At 35.9% G+C, this 17,740-nt stretch carries 14 protein-coding genes; 11 read left to right on the forward strand and 3 right to left on the reverse strand.

All coding sequences use genetic code 11. From position 1 onward, the window contains the following. Window positions 1–114: 114 nt before the first annotated feature. Window positions 115–1,074, reverse strand: coding sequence for a KpsF/GutQ family sugar-phosphate isomerase (locus AAEU33_RS13190; protein WP_345987983.1), 960 nt, complete (start codon window positions 1,072–1,074; stop codon window positions 115–117). Between the two features lie 161 nt (window positions 1,075–1,235). Between AAEU33_RS13190 and recQ the strand changes: the two genes are divergently transcribed. The 11 genes from recQ to AAEU33_RS13245 all read left to right on the forward strand — a co-directional run bounded on the left by recQ (window position 1,236) and on the right by AAEU33_RS13245 (window position 16,184). Then, window positions 1,236–3,440 carry a DNA helicase RecQ gene (gene recQ / locus AAEU33_RS13195; protein WP_172278637.1) on the forward strand — a complete coding sequence of 735 codons (2,205 nt, stop codon included), beginning with the start codon at window positions 1,236–1,238 and terminating at the stop codon, window positions 3,438–3,440. 49 nt (window positions 3,441–3,489) lie between these two features. Then, window positions 3,490–4,575: a glycosyltransferase gene (locus AAEU33_RS13200; protein ID WP_345987985.1), complete on the forward strand. Its 1,086-nt coding sequence runs from the start codon at window positions 3,490–3,492 to the stop codon at window positions 4,573–4,575. A 48-nt stretch (window positions 4,576–4,623) separates the two neighbouring features. Then, the gene (locus AAEU33_RS13205) at window positions 4,624–5,022 is read left to right on the forward strand and encodes a cupin domain-containing protein (protein ID WP_345987987.1); all 399 of its coding nucleotides are present in this window, start codon (window positions 4,624–4,626) and stop codon (window positions 5,020–5,022) included. Window positions 5,023–5,150: 128 nt separating this feature from the next. Further along, window positions 5,151–6,554: a dihydrolipoyl dehydrogenase gene (gene lpdA / locus AAEU33_RS13210; RefSeq protein ID WP_273648234.1), complete on the forward strand. Its 1,404-nt coding sequence runs from the start codon at window positions 5,151–5,153 to the stop codon at window positions 6,552–6,554. 109 nt (window positions 6,555–6,663) lie between these two features. Continuing rightward, window positions 6,664–7,521: a DUF4476 domain-containing protein gene (locus AAEU33_RS13215; protein ID WP_345987989.1), complete on the forward strand. Its 858-nt coding sequence runs from the start codon at window positions 6,664–6,666 to the stop codon at window positions 7,519–7,521. A 28-nt stretch (window positions 7,522–7,549) separates the two neighbouring features. After that, window positions 7,550–8,389: an arylamine N-acetyltransferase gene (locus AAEU33_RS13220; protein ID WP_345987990.1), complete on the forward strand. Its 840-nt coding sequence runs from the start codon at window positions 7,550–7,552 to the stop codon at window positions 8,387–8,389. 196 nt (window positions 8,390–8,585) lie between these two features. Continuing rightward, the gene (locus tag AAEU33_RS13225) at window positions 8,586–9,410 is read left to right on the forward strand and encodes a S1-like domain-containing RNA-binding protein (protein WP_345987992.1); all 825 of its coding nucleotides are present in this window, start codon (window positions 8,586–8,588) and stop codon (window positions 9,408–9,410) included. 451 nt (window positions 9,411–9,861) lie between these two features. Next, window positions 9,862–10,455, forward strand: a complete 594-nt coding sequence (locus AAEU33_RS13230) for a TetR/AcrR family transcriptional regulator (protein WP_345987994.1) — start codon at window positions 9,862–9,864, stop codon at window positions 10,453–10,455. A 97-nt stretch (window positions 10,456–10,552) separates the two neighbouring features. Continuing rightward, window positions 10,553–11,920 carry a TolC family protein gene (locus tag AAEU33_RS13235; RefSeq protein ID WP_345987995.1) on the forward strand — a complete coding sequence of 456 codons (1,368 nt, stop codon included), beginning with the start codon at window positions 10,553–10,555 and terminating at the stop codon, window positions 11,918–11,920. Window positions 11,921–11,929: 9 nt separating this feature from the next. After that, a complete protein-coding gene (locus AAEU33_RS13240) occupies window positions 11,930–12,991 on the forward strand; it encodes an efflux RND transporter periplasmic adaptor subunit (RefSeq protein WP_172278619.1) in 1,062 nt (353 codons plus the stop codon). A 7-nt stretch (window positions 12,992–12,998) separates the two neighbouring features. Beyond that, window positions 12,999–16,184 (forward strand): efflux RND transporter permease subunit, encoded by a 3,186-nt coding sequence (locus AAEU33_RS13245; protein ID WP_172278617.1) that lies wholly within the window; start codon window positions 12,999–13,001, stop codon window positions 16,182–16,184. A 155-nt stretch (window positions 16,185–16,339) separates the two neighbouring features. Here AAEU33_RS13245 and AAEU33_RS13250 read toward each other — a convergent pair whose 3' ends face one another. Next, complete coding sequence (locus AAEU33_RS13250) at window positions 16,340–16,786, reverse strand: KTSC domain-containing protein (RefSeq protein ID WP_345987997.1); 447 nt, start codon at window positions 16,784–16,786, stop codon at window positions 16,340–16,342. Between the two features lie 482 nt (window positions 16,787–17,268). Next, on the reverse strand, window positions 17,269–17,469 hold the full coding sequence (locus AAEU33_RS13255) for a hypothetical protein (protein WP_306612582.1): 201 nt from the start codon (window positions 17,467–17,469) through the stop codon (window positions 17,269–17,271). Window positions 17,470–17,740: the final 271 nt, after the last annotated feature.

Raw genomic sequence — 17,740 nt, forward strand, 5'->3', positions numbered from 1 at the left:
GTTTTTTTGTATTTGTTCTTACAAGATATGGATTTTAAAAAAATTGGCAAGGGTAAAAATAAAGTTCCGGCTTGCGAAGCAAGCCGGAACTTTATTTTTATAAGATGTTATTTTTTAGATAATTCCTTCGTCCAACAATTTGTGAAGGTCTATAATTCCAAAGTATTTACCATTTTCGGTTACAATAAGCTGGCCAATATTGTTTTCTTTTAAAACTTTCATCGCATCTTTTGCGAGAACATTTTTTTCAATGGTTTTAGGATGGGCAGACATGATATCTTTGGCCAGAACCTTAGATACGTCTTCATCTTTTAACAGCATCCTTCTCAGGTCACCATCCGTAATCACACCGATGATTTCATCTTCTTTTGTAACCACAGTAATTCCATGACTCGATGCGCTGATTGAGATAATTACATCCCGTACAGGTGCATTTTCGCTTACCTGTGGTTTTTGTGATGAAAGGAATTGCTCAACCCTTGCGGTTAAGTTTTTTCCTAAGCTTCCTCCGGGGTGGAATTTTGCGAAATCGTTCTCTTTAAAGTCGTTGAGTTCCATCAGGCAGATTGCCAGCGCATCTCCCAGTGCCATCTGTATGGTAGTAGAACTGGTCGGAGCTAGTTTATTAGGACAGGCCTCAAGGTCCACTTGGGTATCTAAAATGATTTCAGAAAATTCTGCCAGTTTGCTTTTTCTGTTTCCTGTCATTCCTATTAATGCTGAAGAATAATCTTTTAAGAATGGAACAAGATTGGCAATTTCAGGTGAATTTCCGGAATTGGAAATGCATAAAACCACATCCTGTTTCTGGATAACTCCAAGATCTCCATGAATGGCTTCCGAAGCGTGAAGGAACTGGGAAGGAGTTCCGGTGGAATTGAGCGTGGCAACAATTTTATTTCCCACATGAGCAGATTTTCCTATTCCAACAACAATTAATTTTCCTTTTGCTGAATGAATAACCTCTACTGCTTTTACAAATTCATTGTCTATTCTGCTTTTTAATTTTTCAAGTTCTGAAATCTCTATTTCTAATGTTGTTTTTGCTATTGAAATGATATTTGCTCTTTCCATTTTTACCTTTACAATTTGTATACAAAATTCTCCCGATATAAATTTATACTTTAAAAAGAATATTTAATATAAATTTTATTTTTTATAAATTCGTTCGCTTTTATTATAAGCAAAAATTTTATAACTTTGGATTAGATGCAAATTTAGCAATAGAAAATTAGATGAGCGCAAAAAAAGCCAATTTATCAGGCGAATTGAAAAAGTATTTCGGGTTTTCTACTTTTAAAGGTCAACAAGAACAAATTATAGAAAATCTGTTACAAGGGAAGGATATATTTGTTTTGATGCCGACAGGGGGAGGTAAGTCATTATGTTACCAACTTCCGGCACTCATTTCTGAAGGGACGGCGATTGTAGTTTCTCCCTTAATCGCATTAATGAAGAATCAGGTAGATGCCGTAAATGGTCTTTCATCTGATGATGGAGTAGCACATGTTTTAAATTCATCATTAAATAAAACCCAAACCAAGCAGGTCTTTGATGATATTAAAAGCGGGAAGACAAAATTACTTTATGTTGCTCCTGAATCATTAATTAAAGAAGATTATCTGGATTTCCTTAAGGAAGTTAAAATTTCATTCTTTGCTATTGACGAGGCTCACTGTATTTCAGAGTGGGGACATGATTTCAGACCGGAATACAGAAATCTGAAATTGATTATCGATAAAATTGCCGACGTTCCCGTTATTGCACTTACAGCCACGGCAACTCCTAAGGTTCAGGATGATATCCAGAAAACATTGGGAATGACGAATGCATTGGTATTTAAGGAAAGCTTCAACCGTGCTAATTTATACTACGAAGTACGCCCGAAAGTCAATGTAGATCTTGAAATCGTAAAATTTATTAATCAGCATAAGGGAAAATCAGGAATTATATATTGTTTAAGCAGGAGAAAAGTAGAGGAATTTGCGCAGCTTTTACAAGTGAATGGAATCAATGCATTACCATATCACGCCGGTCTTGACCAGAAGGTAAGAGTGGCTAATCAGGATAAATTCCTCATGGAGGATGCTGATGTTATTGTTGCAACCATTGCTTTTGGGATGGGAATTGATAAACCGGATGTGCGGTTTGTAATCCATTACGATTTTCCGAAGTCATTAGAGAGTTACTACCAGGAAACGGGACGCGCAGGAAGAGACGGTGGAGAAGGACACTGCTTAGCCTTTTATGATCCGAAAGATATCGAAAAGCTTGAAAAGTTCCTTGCTCAAAAGCCGGTTTCAGAAAGGGAAATCGGATTACAACTTTTAAATGAAGTGGTAGGTTATGCTGAAACATCCATGAGCCGGAGACAGTATATTTTGTATTACTTTGGTGAAGCTTTTGATCCTGTTAATGGAGAAGGAGCTAAAATGTGTGATAATGCATCAAACCCTCCAAAATTAAAGGATGCTACAAAAGATCTGAAGAAAGTTCTGGAACTGATCAGGGAAACTGGAGAAAAGTTTAAATCCAAAGACCTGATCTCGGTGATCTCGGGAAAAGAAAGTGCTGTCACCAAATCGTACAAGCTTGAACAAAGTTCATATTTCGGTTTCGGGAAAGATCAGAAAGATAACTATTGGAAAACGATCTTAAGACAGGCTACTGTTCAGAATTTTCTGCAAAAAGATATTGAAACGTACGGTGTTTTAAAGATTACGGATAAAGGCCTACAGGTTCTGGACCATAATTTAGATCACGTGTTTATGATAGCAGAAGACCGCGAATTTGACCTTACACAGTCAAAAGCGGAAAGTGATCAGGTGCAGATGCAATCCGGAGGAGGACTGGACCAGAATTTATTTGGTCTTCTAAAGGAACTGAGGAAAAAAGTAGCTAAAAAATACGGAATTCCCCCTTATACGGTATTCATGGATCCTAGTTTGGAAGACATGACGGTTCAGTATCCGATCACAGTGGAAGAAATTGCCAAGATTTATGGAGTAGGGGAAGGAAAAGCCAAAAAGTATGGAAAGGAATTTGCCGACTACATAAAAACCTATGTTGAAGACCATAATATTGAACGTACTCAGGATATGGTACTGAAACAGGTAGCGAATAAATCGAGCCACAAAGTATTTATTATTCAGAGTACCGATAAGAAGATCGATCTTGAGGATATTGCAAGAGCCAAAAATTTAACAATGAATGAATTGTTGAAAGAAATGGAAAGTATTGTATACCAGGGAACGAAGCTGAATATTGATTATTATATTGAAGATAATTTCGATGAAGATATTGTAGATGGCTTCATGGAATTCATGAATGATTCTGAAAGCGATAGCATGAAAGTATTGCTGGATGAATTCGGAGACGAGCTTTCTGATGAAGAGGTCAGAATGTTAAGGATAAAATTCATTAGTGACGTAGCTAATTAAATTAAAAATATGAACCTTATCCGATCATGGGTAAGGTTCTTTTACAATGATGAAAAAGATTTCTGTTATTTTTATTCTGCCGGATTTGGAAACCGGAGGTGCAGAAAGAATTATTACCACAATTGCAAATCATCTTTCGCGGGATCGTTTTGAACCTAAGATTTTGCTTTTACGGAAACAAGGAGGTTATCTTAGCTTTCTTGAAAAAGATGTTGAAATTATTGATATCAATACAGAAAGAATCAGACATTCATTAAAGCCTATTTTATCGGAGATCTATAAAAGGAAACCTGATATTGTATTTTCAGGATTTGGTGAGGTAAATGCTTATTTATCACTGTTTATAAAGCTTTTTCCAAGGACGAAGTTCATTGCCAGAGAAACAAATGTGGTAAGTGAGCATGTGACGCGGAAAGAAATTAAATTCTTTTATAATTTTTATAATAACTATCAACGGATCATCGCACAAAGTGATGACATGATGAGGGATCTGATGAAGAATTTCAATATAAAATCGGATAAGATTGTCAAGATCAATAATCCGGTGGATTTTGATTTTATCAATCAGAAACTTGCCGTTTCCCAAAAACCGGAATGCTTTGCGTACAATTACAAAAATGTTGTGGCCATTGGAAATTTATCTTCAAGAAAAGGATTCGATAACTTACTGAAAGTTTTTTCCCGATTAAAAAATGAAAATATTCTGCTCCATATTCTGGGGGACGGAAAAGACAAAGAAATCCTGCATCAGATGAAAGATTTTCTGGGATTAAAACATGTATTTTTCCATGGAAGACAGGAGAATCCTTATCAATACTTAAAATACGCGGACCTTTTCATTCTTTCTTCAAGATATGAGGGATTTCCTAATGTATTATTGGAAGCCGGTGCTTGTGGAACTTATGCTCTTGCCAACAACTGTCCCGGAGGTATTAATGAAATCATCCAACATCAGGTAAACGGTGAGATTTCGGATATCAATAATCATGAAGATTTTTCCCAAAAGATCATGAGTATCCTGCATCAGACCTATGATAAAGAAGCCATTAAAAGTTCTATTAAATCAAGGTTCTCCAAGAATATTATTCTCGATAAATACGAAAAACTTCTGTTGGATGTAGTTCGTAATTCATAATAAAAATTGTTAATAGGTTAATTACTAATTATTAAACCAAAGGTAATCATGGAGAAAATAATTAAATCGTTTGCAATAGCTATTTTGATGGTAAATTCTGTAGCTCTTATGGCTCAGAACACCCAGCTTTCCAGAAAAGAGTTGCTAAAAACAGGTCTTGATCAGAAAGTTAAAACTGCGGAAATTCAGGAGGTCACAATAGCTGCAGGCGTAGCGGCACCGGAGCATCTGCATCCTTGTCCGGTATTGGGAATAATAAAATCAGGAGATGCTGTTTTTCAGATAGAAGGACAGCAAAAAATAATACTCCATGAGGGGGATGCTTTTTATGAACCAAAAAACGTTAAAATTCTTCATTTTGATAATGCATCAGCTGAAAAACCACTCATTTTTTCAGCTATTTATTTAAAAGAAGGAAATGAAGAAAATATCAAACTATTGAAATAACTCCTGTGAAAGATAGGATGTCCTGTTATCAATTCTAAAATTGATAAAACTCACTTTGGTGCTTGGTAATTTATCATTAAATTTGTAAGACTTAAGATAGATAATAATAAACAAATTCATAAAATAACATGAGTCAATTCGATGTTACCGTAATAGGTTCTGGTCCTGGTGGTTATGTTGCTGCAATTCGTGCTGCGCAATTAGGCTTCAAAACAGCAATTATTGAAAAATATTCAACTTTAGGCGGAACTTGTCTTAACGTTGGATGTATTCCTTCTAAAGCACTTTTAGATAGTTCCGAGCATTTCGAAAATGCAAAACATAATTTTGCAGGTCACGGAATCATTATCAATGATCCTCAAGTAGATATTGCAAGAATTATCGAGCGTAAAAATGAAGTGGTAAAGCAAAATACAGATGGGATCAACTATCTGATGAGCAAAAACAAAATTACTGTTTTTGAAGGTGTTGGAAGTTTTGAATCAGCTACTCAGATTAAAATCAGCAAGAAAGATGGTTCTTCAGAAACTATCGATTCCAAATATACAATCATTGCAACAGGTTCCAAGCCATCTTCATTGCCTTTTATTACGCTTGACAAGGAAAGAGTAATTACTTCTACTGAAGCTTTGAATCTTAAAGAAATTCCTAAGCATTTGGTAGTTATCGGAGGTGGTGTAATCGGTCTTGAGCTAGGTTCAGTATATTTAAGATTAGGATCTCAGGTTACTGTTGTTGAATTTATGGATAAGATCATTCCTGGAATGGATGGAGCATTAAGTAAGGAATTACTGAAAGTTCTTAAGAAGCAGGGAATGAAATTCATGCTTTCTACAGCTGTTTCTGCTGTTGAGAGAAATGGAGACTCTGTAAAAATTACAGCTAAAGATAAAAAAGGAGAGGAAATTACTGTTGAAGGAGACTATTGTTTGGTTTCTGTGGGTAGAAAGCCTTATACAGATGGTTTAGGTCTTGAGAAGGCTGGAGTAGAGCTTGATGAAAGAGGCAGAGTAAAGGTAAATGATCATTTACAGACCAATGTTGCCAATATTTATGCGATCGGAGATGTGGTTAAAGGAGCTATGTTAGCACATAAAGCTGAAGAAGAAGGCGTATTTGTTGCTGAAACTTTAGCAGGTCAAAAGCCACACATCAACTACAATCTTATTCCTGGTGTAGTATATACATGGCCTGAAGTTGCCGGAGTTGGTAAAACTGAAGAGCAGTTAAAAGAAGAAGGTGTTGCTATTAAAGTGGGTTCATTCCCAATGAGAGCATTAGGAAGAAGCCGTGCAAGTGGTGATATTGACGGATTGGTAAAAATCATTGCTGATGAGAAGACAGATGAGGTTTTAGGAATGCATATCATCGGAGCAAGAGCCGCAGATTTGATTGCTGAAGGTGTAATTGCTATGGAATTCCGTGCAAGTGCAGAAGATATTGCAAGAAGTTCTCATGCTCACCCAACGTATGCTGAGGCTGTTAAAGAAGCGGCATTGGATGCTACAGGGAAGAGACCAATTCATATGTAGTATTTACTGAAAGATTAAAAATTTCAAAATTGATATAAAAAGAGAAACCAAAACTTGGTTTCTCTTTTTTTTGGCATAAAAATAGAGATGCTGATATAAAAGTAAAATAATGAAAAATATATTTATTGGTTTAGCGATGTTTACCGGAATTTATTCTTTTGCTCAGGAAGCTGGAAAAGCAGGAGAACTGTTAAAAAATGAAGCTTCTGTGACTGAAATGAAATCTTCAGCGGCCAAAGGAAATCAACAAAATAATACGACTAAAAGCAATTCCGGCTTTCGAAACGGTAATCAAAATAATGGTTTTAAAAATCCCAATTATCATTGGAACCAAAATTATGGATATGCAGAAGTTTTTCTGAGGATTCCTGAACTGGGATATTTCACTGTTGAACTTGGTGATCAATCCATTTCGAACAATTCGGGAAAATACCGTTTCTTTGATTTACAATCCGGGAGATTGCCCATATCAATTTATGATAATGGATTTTTAATTTACAGATCGACTCTGATGTTAAGGAATAACAACAGAATGGTACTCGATTTTTTTACCAATGAAGGTTTATATTTATTGGATTCTTACCCGGTTCAGAACGAATCTTATGGCTTCAACGACTGGAATGATATATGGAATAACCCTTATGGTAATCAATCCGGAAACTGGAATCAACCGGGCAATACTATGGATGCCCGCACCTTCAGCCAATTTTTTGAAATGCTTCAGAATAATGAGAAATTTGATGACGGTAAAATAGCATTGATTAATCAGCAGATGCGTACTTCTTTTTTTACTTCACAGCAGATAAGGGATCTTGTAAAGTCGTTGAGTTTTGATAAGAATAAATTGGCCCTGGCGAAATCCATGTACCGAAAATGCGCAGATAAGAACAGGTATTTCATGGTGTATGATGCTTTTGATTTCGAAAGCAGTAAGAGGGAATTAATGGAATATATAGCAAACTCATAATAAGCATCTAGACAACTTTAATCTAATTATGGAAAGATCAGAATTTGAATTGTATTTAAAACGGTTGGGAACGTACTGGAACCATGAAGATAACGGCGAGCTGAAAGGCTTGCAGAGATTACATCAGTTGCATCCTAAACATATTGTATTTGAAAATATTGATTCTTTCACGGGCATCGTTCCTTCTTTAGATAGAGGTGCCATTTTCCATAAACTGGTTACATTTCAAAGAGGTGGATACTGTTATGAACAAAATTTACTGTTTAAAAATATCCTGACGAACTTAGGATTTACTATCCAAATGCATCTGGCCAGAGTCCTGTGGAATAGTGCCAATGGTAAAGCAACGGCAAGATCACACATGATGCTCACTACAGAAATTAAGGGTCTAAAATACCTTGTGGACGTGGGGTTCGGTTCAATGACGCTTACTTCGCCCATATTACTTCAGGCAAATATAGAACAGGAAACTCCAAATGGAGTGTTTCGATTGGTTAACAATGACATTTTTTATCAGTTGGAAGTTTTGAAGGAAGAATGGCTTCCGATCTATAAATTTTCACTTGAAGAAGTGGAGCAGCCTGACCTGGAAATGGCAAATTGGTTTGTGGCTACCGGGCCTGATTCTGTATTTGGTAAATCTCTTATGATTTCCCGTGTAGATGAAAAATCCAGATATTCCCTTTTTAATCATGCATTCACTATACGCGGAAATGATGGAAGAAAAGAAAGTCTTGAAATTACAGAGCCTGATCAACTAAGATTTATCCTGGCCACACATTTTAATCTTGACAAGCTTTCGGATCAATTATTAAGCACAATGTATAACAAGCTGAACGAAATCCGGACTCGTTTTCAGACAACTTAATAACCGGTCGATGAATAATCAACTTTGTAGCTAAGTTCTCTTTTAAAACAGACCTCTTTATAAACTGGTAAAGGAATATTGGGTATTCGGATTAATAGAATTAAATCAGGAAATTCAGGGAAATAGAAGTTGACGGAATTATTTCTGAATGAGTCATTTTATATTTCCGTACCTTTGCAGACTAATTTTATCATCAATGCAACTCGGAAGAACTCAAACTTTAAAAATTTCAGAAAAAAATAATTCAGGATGGATCCTGATCGATGAATCGGGTGAAAAGGCTTTTTTACCAAAGGTTTTCGCTCAGGAAGATAAGGAAATTGAGGATGAAATTGAAGTTTTTGTGTATCAGGATGATGGTAAATTAAAAGCCACTACTGAAATTCCATTGGCTGAAGTAGGAGAGTATGCAGTAATGACAAGTGTTCAGAGTTTACCTAGTGGTGCTTTTATGGATTGGGGAATTATTAAAGATTTATTCATTCCTTATAAGCAACAAAAATCCAAAATTATTGAAGGCAAGAGATATCTGGTATATCTTTATGTAGATGAGGATCTGGAACTGATCACAGGAACAACAAAGTTTAAAAGAAACCCACAATATGAAAATCTGCCCTTCCAGAAAGGGGATAAAGTAGATTTGATCATGATGAATGAAAGTGAACTGGGGTGGAATGTTGTCATTAATAAAAAATACATAGGATTGATCTATGCTTCTGATGTTTTCAAAAAGCTATATCCGCTATCTGAAGAAAAAGGCTATATTAAAGCCATTCGTGAAGATGGTAAGATTGATGTTTCCTTACAGCCTGAAGGTTTTGAAAATATTGATGAGTTTAAGCAAAAAATCCTTACCAAATTAGAAGAGAACTATGGTCTTCTTTATCTATCTGATAAATCTACTCCAGAGGAGATCAAAGATGAAATCCAGATGAGTAAAAAGAACTTCAAGAAAGCAATCGGAGGTCTTTATAAAGATAAGATCATCGATATTATGGAGGATAAAATCAGATTATTATAAAAATATAAAACGAGCAGAATTTTCTGCTCGTTTTTTTGTTTTTATTCTCTGTTCTTAATCAATATCCAACCATTGTATAATCGCCCATCTGAAACCCTTATAATGTACCAATAGCTTCCTGTAGGCAATGGTAATGAATTGTATTTTCCGTCCCATTCAAAAGATTTTTTACTGATGATATCTTTGAATACCGGAATACCTCTTCTATCATAGATGCCGACTTCAGTTCCTGTAAATGAACACTGATAAAAGAAATAAAATTTTCCGCATCTATTATTAATTTCCGGCAAATATATAAAAACGCCTCACTTTATCGGGATTAATAATCATTCATCTGTAAGTGTTTGTTTTAAAACATGATGGAAATCATGAGATTCATTTAATTATTTTGTTTAACAATTTTGTCAAAAAAAAATTTTGATCTACATTTGCACAAATTTGTTTAACAAAAATGTCAAATCAAGCAAAAAAAGACCAAACACAAGAATTGATCAAAGAAACTGCGAAGCACCTATTCTTTGTGAAAGGGAAGTTTGATGCTACTACGCAAGAGATTGCAGATGAAGCCGGAGTGAATAGAACGCTTATTAATTACTATTTCCGTTCAAGAGATAATCTGATGCAGATTGTATTTAATGAAGCGCAAAAAGTAGAACAAGAGAAATCTAAAATTATACAGAATTCCGATCTGCCTTTTAAAGAGAAAATAAGCCAGTTTATAGAAGGCAGCTTATCAACAAGCCTTCAGTATCCTTATCTGGAAACTTATATTGTTTCACAGATCAATAAAGGGAATTGTCATAAGAAGGATATAGAGGAAGATGATTTGAAAAAGATGTATGAAGACATTGAAACGGAAATGGAAGCAGGAAATATAGAGAGAATGAAGCCTATCCAATTTATTCTGAATATGGTTTCTTTATTGGTATTTCCCAGCGCAATACGTCCTCTTTTGATGGAGAATCTAATGATCAGTGATAAAGAATTTGATAAGATCATATCAGAGAGAAAAGAGATCATACTGAATATTTTATTTAAAAATTAGTTAAAAGCTTAAAGTATTTTTAAATATGATCCGTCCTTTAGGAATAAAGTATTTGAAGAAGAACATCTATTAAAAAAATAAACGAAGTAATAAAATTATGAAAAGAAAACGTATAACTGCACAAAAGCTAAAAATAGGGATAGCTGCAGCATTTATGATTTTCGGTTACTCATCGGTACATGCTCAGCAACAGGTTTCTTTAAAAGAAGCCATTCAGCAGGCCCTGAAAAATAAGGCAGAAGCTAAGAAAGCTGCTTTACAGGTAAAAAAAGCTGAATATAAGATTGATGAAGCCAGAGCCGGTGCTTTACCGCAGATCAGTGCTAATATCAGCAATACCTTTAATCCTATTTTACAGAAGTCTGTTCTTCCTGGTGAGATTTTAGGAATGCCGGGACAGATGATTCCGGTGACATTCGGAACAAAATGGCAGTCTGTAAACTCTTTAACGCTTAACCAGAATATTTTTGACCAGAGAGTATTCATCGGTTTAAAAGCGGCTAAATCTACCCGTGAGTTTTATATTCTTAATTCACAGCTGACCAATGAACAAATCATTGAAAATGTAGCGACAGCTTATTATCAGGTTTTTGTTCAGGAAGAAAATCTTAAGACGATTGAAGCCAGTTATGCTAATACGGAAAGGGTAAGAAATGTGATCAAAAGTTTAGTTGATAATGGCCTTGCTAAATCTATAGACCTGGACCGTACCAACGTTCAGCTTAATAATATAGGATCGAACAGGCAACAGCTGATCAACGGAGTGGAAGTGGCTAAAAATTCATTGAAGTTTTATATGGGAGTTCCTATTGAAACACCGATAGAGCTTGAAGAAAAAACAATCGAACCCAATCCGCAGCTTTTAGCAACCAATGTGAGCCTGGAACAAAGATCTGAATTAAAAGTACTAAATAAACAAAGAGAGTTATTACAGTTTAGTAAAAAAGCAACAGAAGCTTATCTTTATCCTACCGTGGGATTAACAGCCAATTACGGATGGCAGGGATTAGGAAATAAATTTCCTTATTTCACAGGATCTTCTCAGGGAACCAACTGGAGTGATTTTGCTTCCATAGGTCTTGCCATTAAAGTTCCGATTTTTATGGGTGGCCAAACCAAGGCTCAGATTCAACAGGCTGAAATCGATATTCAGGATCTGGATCAGGATATTGAGAAAACTAAGCTTAGCCTAAACCTGGATTATAAAAATGCGGTTTCCAATATGGAAAATGCGATCATCAATATCGAAAGCATGAAAAATAATGTAGGACTGGCAGAAAGGGTTCAAAGCAACACACAATCCAATTATCAGTATGGTTTAGCAACACTTACAGAAGTTCTGGATTCTGAAAATGCCCTTACTCAGGCAAAGCAGAACTATGCGAATGCATTGCTGGATTATAAGCAGGCTGAGATAAAACTGATCAAAGCTAAAGGAGAATTAAATACATTAGAAAACCAATAATAAACTAAAATGAAAAAAACTTTAATATATATCATCGTAGCGGCTGTACTTATTGGTTTAGCAGCTTATAAGATTGCGGGAAACAAAGAAAAACAGACACAGGAAGTAAAAGAAGTTGCCAAGCAGGTTGATAAGATCAACGTGAATGTGGTAACCGTAAAGAGAGAAAATATCGATACGGATTACTCAGCGAATGGAACGTTTCTTCCAAAGCAGGAAATGAATCAGTCTTCTGAAATTGCAGGACGTATTGTAAGTGTTCTAGTAAAAGAAGGTTCAAGAGTTTCTGCAGGTCAGACTTTAGCAACTATTAAAAGAGATGCTATTGAGGTAGATGTATCACAGGCTCAGAATAACTTACAAAACGCAATTATCGACAATCAGCGTTATGAAAATGCTTATAAAACAGGAGGAGTTACCAAGCAACAGCTTGATAATTCAAGATTACAGCTTAAAAATATGCAAGCTGCTGTAAAAGCTCAGGGTGTAAGAGTAAATGATACCAGCATCCGGGCAGGGATCAGCGGTACAATTAATAAAAAAATGGTGGAGCCTGGAACTGTAGTTTCAGTGGGAACTTCCATGTTTGAGATCGTTAATATCAATACCTTAAAACTTTCCGTTCTGGTGGATGAAAGCCAGGTTGGGAAAATCCAGTTAGGTCAGGTAGTTCCAATTAGCGTAAATGTTCTACCTGAAGATTCTTTCAGTGGAAGAATTACATTTATTGCTCCTAAAAGTGATGCTTCTTTAAATTTCCCGGTAGAAATTGAAGTTCCGAACAAAGGAAACCTGAAAGCCGGTATGTATGCAACTGCAGTTTTCAAAACAAACAACGGAGCTGAAACTCAGAACATGCTTACTGTTCCTGCGGAAGCATTTGTAAACGGGGTGAGCTCTGGCCAGTTGTTTATCGTTCAAAATGGAACTGCCAAATTGATCAAAGTAACGATCGGGAAAGTGTACGGAGATAAAGTACAGATTCTTACAGGTCTTACCGAAGGTCAACAGGTAATTACCAGCGGACAGATCAACTTGGATAACGGGTCAAAAATCAATATTGTAAAGTAGTAGACTTATGAAGTTAGCAGAAATATCGATCAAAAGACCCTCGTTGGTAATTGTATTATTTACAATTCTGACACTGGGAGGTATCCTGAGTTATACACTCATGGGATACGAATTGATTCCGAAGTTTGAAACCAATATGGTAACAATTTCTACGACCTATCCGGGAGCTTCGCCTGCAGAGGTGGAAACTTCCGTAACCCGGAAAATTGAAGATGCCGTAGGTTCTTTGGAAAATGTAAAAAAAGTAGAGTCTTCATCATATGAAAGTTTATCCGTGATCATGGTTCAGCTGAACGATGGTGCGGATGTGGATTATGCTTTGAATGATGCTCAGCGTAAAGTAAATGCAGTTCTTAAAGATCTTCCGGATGATGTAGATCCGCCTTCACTGAATAAATTCTCATTGGATGATTTACCTATTATTACGATGAGTGTTTCTTCGAATAAATTGAATAACAAAGAACTTTATGACCTTTTAGATAAAAAAATAGAGCCTATTTTCTCCCGTGTAAACGGAGTAGCACAGGTTGATCTTGTAGGTGGACAGGAAAGAGAGATTCAGGTGAATCTTGATGAGAAAAAATTGCAGGGTTATGGACTTTCCATCGGAGATGTTCAGCAGGCTATCCTTTCATCCAACCTGGATTTCCCTACAGGAAGTTTGAAATCGAGAACGACAAAATCTACGATCAGATTATCCGGAAAATATAAATCGATCCAGGAAATGAACAACCTTGTTGTTTCCAATAAAGATGGAGCTCAGGTTCGTTTATCCGATATTGCTACCGTTTTCGACTCTCAGAAAGATGTTGAGAAAGTGGCGAGATTTAACCAGTTTCCGACGATCTTAATGCAGGTTAAAAAACAGTCTGATGCGAATGCGGTTGCTGTATCTGAAAGTGTTCAGAAAACCATAGCAAAAGTAGAAGAAGCGTATAAAGTTCAGGGGATAAAAGTGAAGGTAGTAAATGATACTACGGATTTTACTCTTGAATCTGCCAACCACGTTATTTTTGACTTGTTCCTGGCAATCGTCCTTGTAGCTATTGTGATGTTACTATTCCTTCACAGTATCAGAAATGCCTTTATCGTAATGGTCTCTATTCCGGCTTCGTTAATTGCAGCCTTCATTGGAATGAACCTGATGGGGTATACACTGAACCTGATGAGTTTATTAGGACTATCCCTGGTGGTTGGTATCCTTGTGGATGATGCGATCGTGGTATTGGAAAACATTTACCGTCACATGGAGATGGGTAAAAGTAAGATCAGGGCTGCGTATGATGGAGCGTCTGAAATTGGATTTACCGTTGCTGCAATTACATTGGTAATCGTGGTGGTATTCCTTCCGATTGCAATGAGTTCAGGTCTTGTAGCAAACATCCTTGGGCAATTTTGCGTCACGGTTGTTATTGCAACCTTATTATCATTGTTGGCATCATTTACCATTATCCCTTGGTTATCATCAAGATTTGGTAAGCTGGAGCACTTAACAGGTAAAAACTGGTTTGAAAAATTCATTCTTTGGTTTGAAGGACTGATTGATAAATTCACACACTGGATCACAGGCATTCTTGAGTGGTGTCTGAAGTCAACGTTAAGAAGGATATCAACGGTAGTGATCACCTTTATTATTCTGATCTCTTCGTTCATGTTGGTAGCATTTGGTTTCATTGGTGGTGAATTCTTCCCTCCAATCGACCGTGGTCAGTTCTTAGTTCAAATGGAATTATCAAAAGATGCGACCGTTGAAAAGACCAACCAGTTAACTTTAGATGTAGAGAAGTTTTTAAGAAATGATAAAGATGTTGTGGATCTGATTACCACTGTTGGTCAGCAGTCAACAGGTTTTGGTGGAGCTCAGGCAACGACTTATCAGTCTGAAGTTCAGGTAAACCTTACTGATAAATCTGAGCGTGCTGAAAGTACGAACATCAAAGCAGCTAAAGTAAAAAGAGCATTAGAAGAGAAATTTACAGGAGTTGAGTTTAAAACGGCTCCAATTGGTATCCTGGGTGCTGAAAATGCACCGATCGAAATGGTTGTAACAGCTCCTGATAATGCTACAGCAGTAAAAGAGGCAACAAGAATTCTGGAACTATTGAAAAAAGTTCCCGGAGCAGTAGATGCAGAACTATCAACAGATACCGGTAACCCTGAAGTTCAGGTAAATATTGACAGAGATAAAATGGCTTCTTTAGGCTTGAATCTTCAGAGTGTAGGACAAACAATGCAGACAGCATTCAACGGAAACACAGATGGGAAATACAGAGCCGGAGAATATGAATATGATATCAATATCCGTTTCGGTGATGCGAACAGACAGTCTATTGATGATGTTAAGAACCTGATGTTCACAAATCCTAGAGGAGAAAAGGTTCGTTTGAGTCAGTTTGCAGAAGTGAAAATGGGTTCAGGACCAAGCTTACTTGAGCGTAGAGATAAATCTCCTTCCGTAAAAGTAAGAGCAAAGGCGGTAGGTAGACCGGTGGGGGATGTTGCGAATGAATGGGCAGACCAGTTCATGAAGAGCGATAAAAAACCTATCGGAGTGGATTACATCTGGAGTGGTGATATGGAAAACCAGCAGGAAGGTTTCGGTACTTTAGGTATTGCCTTATTGGCAGCTATCGTATTGGTTTACCTGGTAATGGTTTCCTTATATGACAGTTTTGTTTATCCGTTTGTGGTATTGTTCTCGATTCCGCTTGCGATGATCGGAGTTATGGTTATCCTTGCTTTAACAGCAAATTCATTGAACATCTTTACGATGTTAGGGATGATCATGTTGATTGGTCTTGTGGCGAAGAATGCGATCCTGATTGTTGACTTTACCAATGCTAGAAAAGCTGCAGGATCAAATACACACGATGCCTTGATTCAGGCTAACCATGCTCGTCTTCGTCCTATTCTTATGACAACCATCGCGATGATCTTCGGGATGTTGCCAATTGCATTGGCGAGTGGAGCAGGAGCCGAATTTAATAAAGGTCTGGCTTGGGTAGTTATCGGTGGTTTAACATCGTCTCTATTCCTTACCTTGATCATCGTACCAGTAGTATACTCTCTGTTTGATTCAATTCTAAGAAGAATGGGTCAGCATGAGAAAACAGACTATGAGGCTGAAATGAAGGCTGATTACGAGCACAGAGAACTAAGTGATGACGGATTTACTCCTAAACATTTAGATTAAAATAACAACCTTAATTAACCGAAAAAGCGTATCATTTTTGATACGCTTTTTTGATTGTTCCCTGTGCTGCCAACAAAATTTTAAACTCTATTCTCCACAATAAAAAAGGCTTCCAGAATAAACTGAAAGCCTTCGCTTTTATTTTATGCAAAAAATTAATCTGCCATGGCTTCACCTGACTTTCTGTAGATGAAGTTTCCGTAAATGTGTCTTCTTGCAAAACGGCTTGGTGAATCAGCATTTACCATTTTAATAAAGGTGTTTCTTGGTACTCCCAGGTATTCATACATCATTCCGTTTAAATGCTGGATCTTCAGAACCTGTTTCTCAAAATAGAAATCGTGAATATTAGATTTTGTAGTTGTTTCTACATATTCCTCTTTATACTTTTCCTGTGTTTCCGGGTTAATGCTCACCAAAAAGTGGTAGGCTTCAATCACAGATTTGCTTTTTTCTTCAGCTTCCAGTTTCCCGGCTTCATCATTGATGAATTTATCAGGATGAGAATCTTTCATCGTATTCCTGTAAATGGTTTTTAACTCCTGTAATGTTACTGTTTTATCTACCCCAAGAAGCTTTCTATGTTCACCAACTCTTTTCATATTTATATATTTTATTGATTTTAAGGATTCTATGTAATTGTTATATCCATAAGTATGAATGAGTACAATGCTATTTTAGATTCCATAGTATAATCCTTTTTTTGGGGTGCAAAATTAGGTAATTAATTCCAGAAAATCATAACTTATTCATTATTAATTTATTTGAAGCTGTTTGTTATAATAAGAAGATAAGGAAAAGAATTAATAATCTTCATTTTTTATCATATCTAATAAATCTTTGACATTTTTAAACCCGGGAAGATCATTATTATTTTGTTTTAAATCAAAAAGTTTAGTTTCTGTTTTTACTAATGAATTATTTATTAAAGTCTCACTTGTATATTTTGCTAGGTCAGGTTGAGAATCATCATAATAAATTGTGATTTCGCGAATTATACTTTTTTGTGGATTTTTATGATCTTTTATATAATGATTGGATTCAGATTTTAAAATTCGAATAATTTTACCATTACTATCTTTAGTTATTTGATGGAGAATCCTATTGCACCTACATTTCTGTTTTTTTTATTTTTTATTAATCCAGATCCCTCGACAAGTTTGGTGGGATAATCTTTTGAATAAACATCAATAGTATCCAAATGGCTGTAGTTTTTATGTTTTAGTTCTTTTGACTGACCTAGTAATGATCCTGAAATTGTAATTAAAATAAATAGAATTTTCATATTACTTCTGTAGTTTGGAATTTACAATTTTAATAATTCTAACAGTTCCAATTAACTGAGATTCTTCAAATCTTAAATCCCTGCTGTTTTTAATTTTCTTTGAAAATATTCCTACGGTAAAATATTAACTTCTGCATTTACCAAGTTCCCATGAAAATATAGCTCCTAAGTTTTAAATATAACAAAACATAAATATATGATATTTTGTTTTTCGTGATAAAAATTTCCTACGAATTCTTCTGTAGTCATTGATTTATTTTATTAAACAAAA

This window comes from Chryseobacterium sp. Chry.R1 (assembly GCF_039645525.1).
Taxonomy (GTDB): domain Bacteria; phylum Bacteroidota; class Bacteroidia; order Flavobacteriales; family Weeksellaceae; genus Chryseobacterium; species Chryseobacterium proteolyticum.

What these genes read in the sequence shown, in the direction of transcription:
- AAEU33_RS13190 (WP_345987983.1), bottom strand. Translation starts at nt 1,074, where the DNA reads ATGGAAAGAGCAAATATCATTTCAATAGCAAAAACAACATTAGAAATA.
- recQ (WP_172278637.1), top strand. Translation starts at nt 1,236, where the DNA reads ATGAGCGCAAAAAAAGCCAATTTATCAGGCGAATTGAAAAAGTATTTC.
- AAEU33_RS13200 (WP_345987985.1), top strand. Translation starts at nt 3,490, where the DNA reads ATGAAAAAGATTTCTGTTATTTTTATTCTGCCGGATTTGGAAACCGGA.
- AAEU33_RS13205 (WP_345987987.1), top strand. Translation starts at nt 4,624, where the DNA reads ATGGAGAAAATAATTAAATCGTTTGCAATAGCTATTTTGATGGTAAAT.
- lpdA (WP_273648234.1), top strand. Translation starts at nt 5,151, where the DNA reads ATGAGTCAATTCGATGTTACCGTAATAGGTTCTGGTCCTGGTGGTTAT.
- AAEU33_RS13215 (WP_345987989.1), top strand. Translation starts at nt 6,664, where the DNA reads ATGAAAAATATATTTATTGGTTTAGCGATGTTTACCGGAATTTATTCT.
- AAEU33_RS13220 (WP_345987990.1), top strand. Translation starts at nt 7,550, where the DNA reads ATGGAAAGATCAGAATTTGAATTGTATTTAAAACGGTTGGGAACGTAC.
- AAEU33_RS13225 (WP_345987992.1), top strand. Translation starts at nt 8,586, where the DNA reads ATGCAACTCGGAAGAACTCAAACTTTAAAAATTTCAGAAAAAAATAAT.
- AAEU33_RS13230 (WP_345987994.1), top strand. Translation starts at nt 9,862, where the DNA reads ATGTCAAATCAAGCAAAAAAAGACCAAACACAAGAATTGATCAAAGAA.
- AAEU33_RS13235 (WP_345987995.1), top strand. Translation starts at nt 10,553, where the DNA reads ATGAAAAGAAAACGTATAACTGCACAAAAGCTAAAAATAGGGATAGCT.
- AAEU33_RS13240 (WP_172278619.1), top strand. Translation starts at nt 11,930, where the DNA reads ATGAAAAAAACTTTAATATATATCATCGTAGCGGCTGTACTTATTGGT.
- AAEU33_RS13245 (WP_172278617.1), top strand. Translation starts at nt 12,999, where the DNA reads ATGAAGTTAGCAGAAATATCGATCAAAAGACCCTCGTTGGTAATTGTA.
- AAEU33_RS13250 (WP_345987997.1), bottom strand. Translation starts at nt 16,786, where the DNA reads ATGAAAAGAGTTGGTGAACATAGAAAGCTTCTTGGGGTAGATAAAACA.
- AAEU33_RS13255 (WP_306612582.1), bottom strand. Translation starts at nt 17,469, where the DNA reads ATGAAAATTCTATTTATTTTAATTACAATTTCAGGATCATTACTAGGT.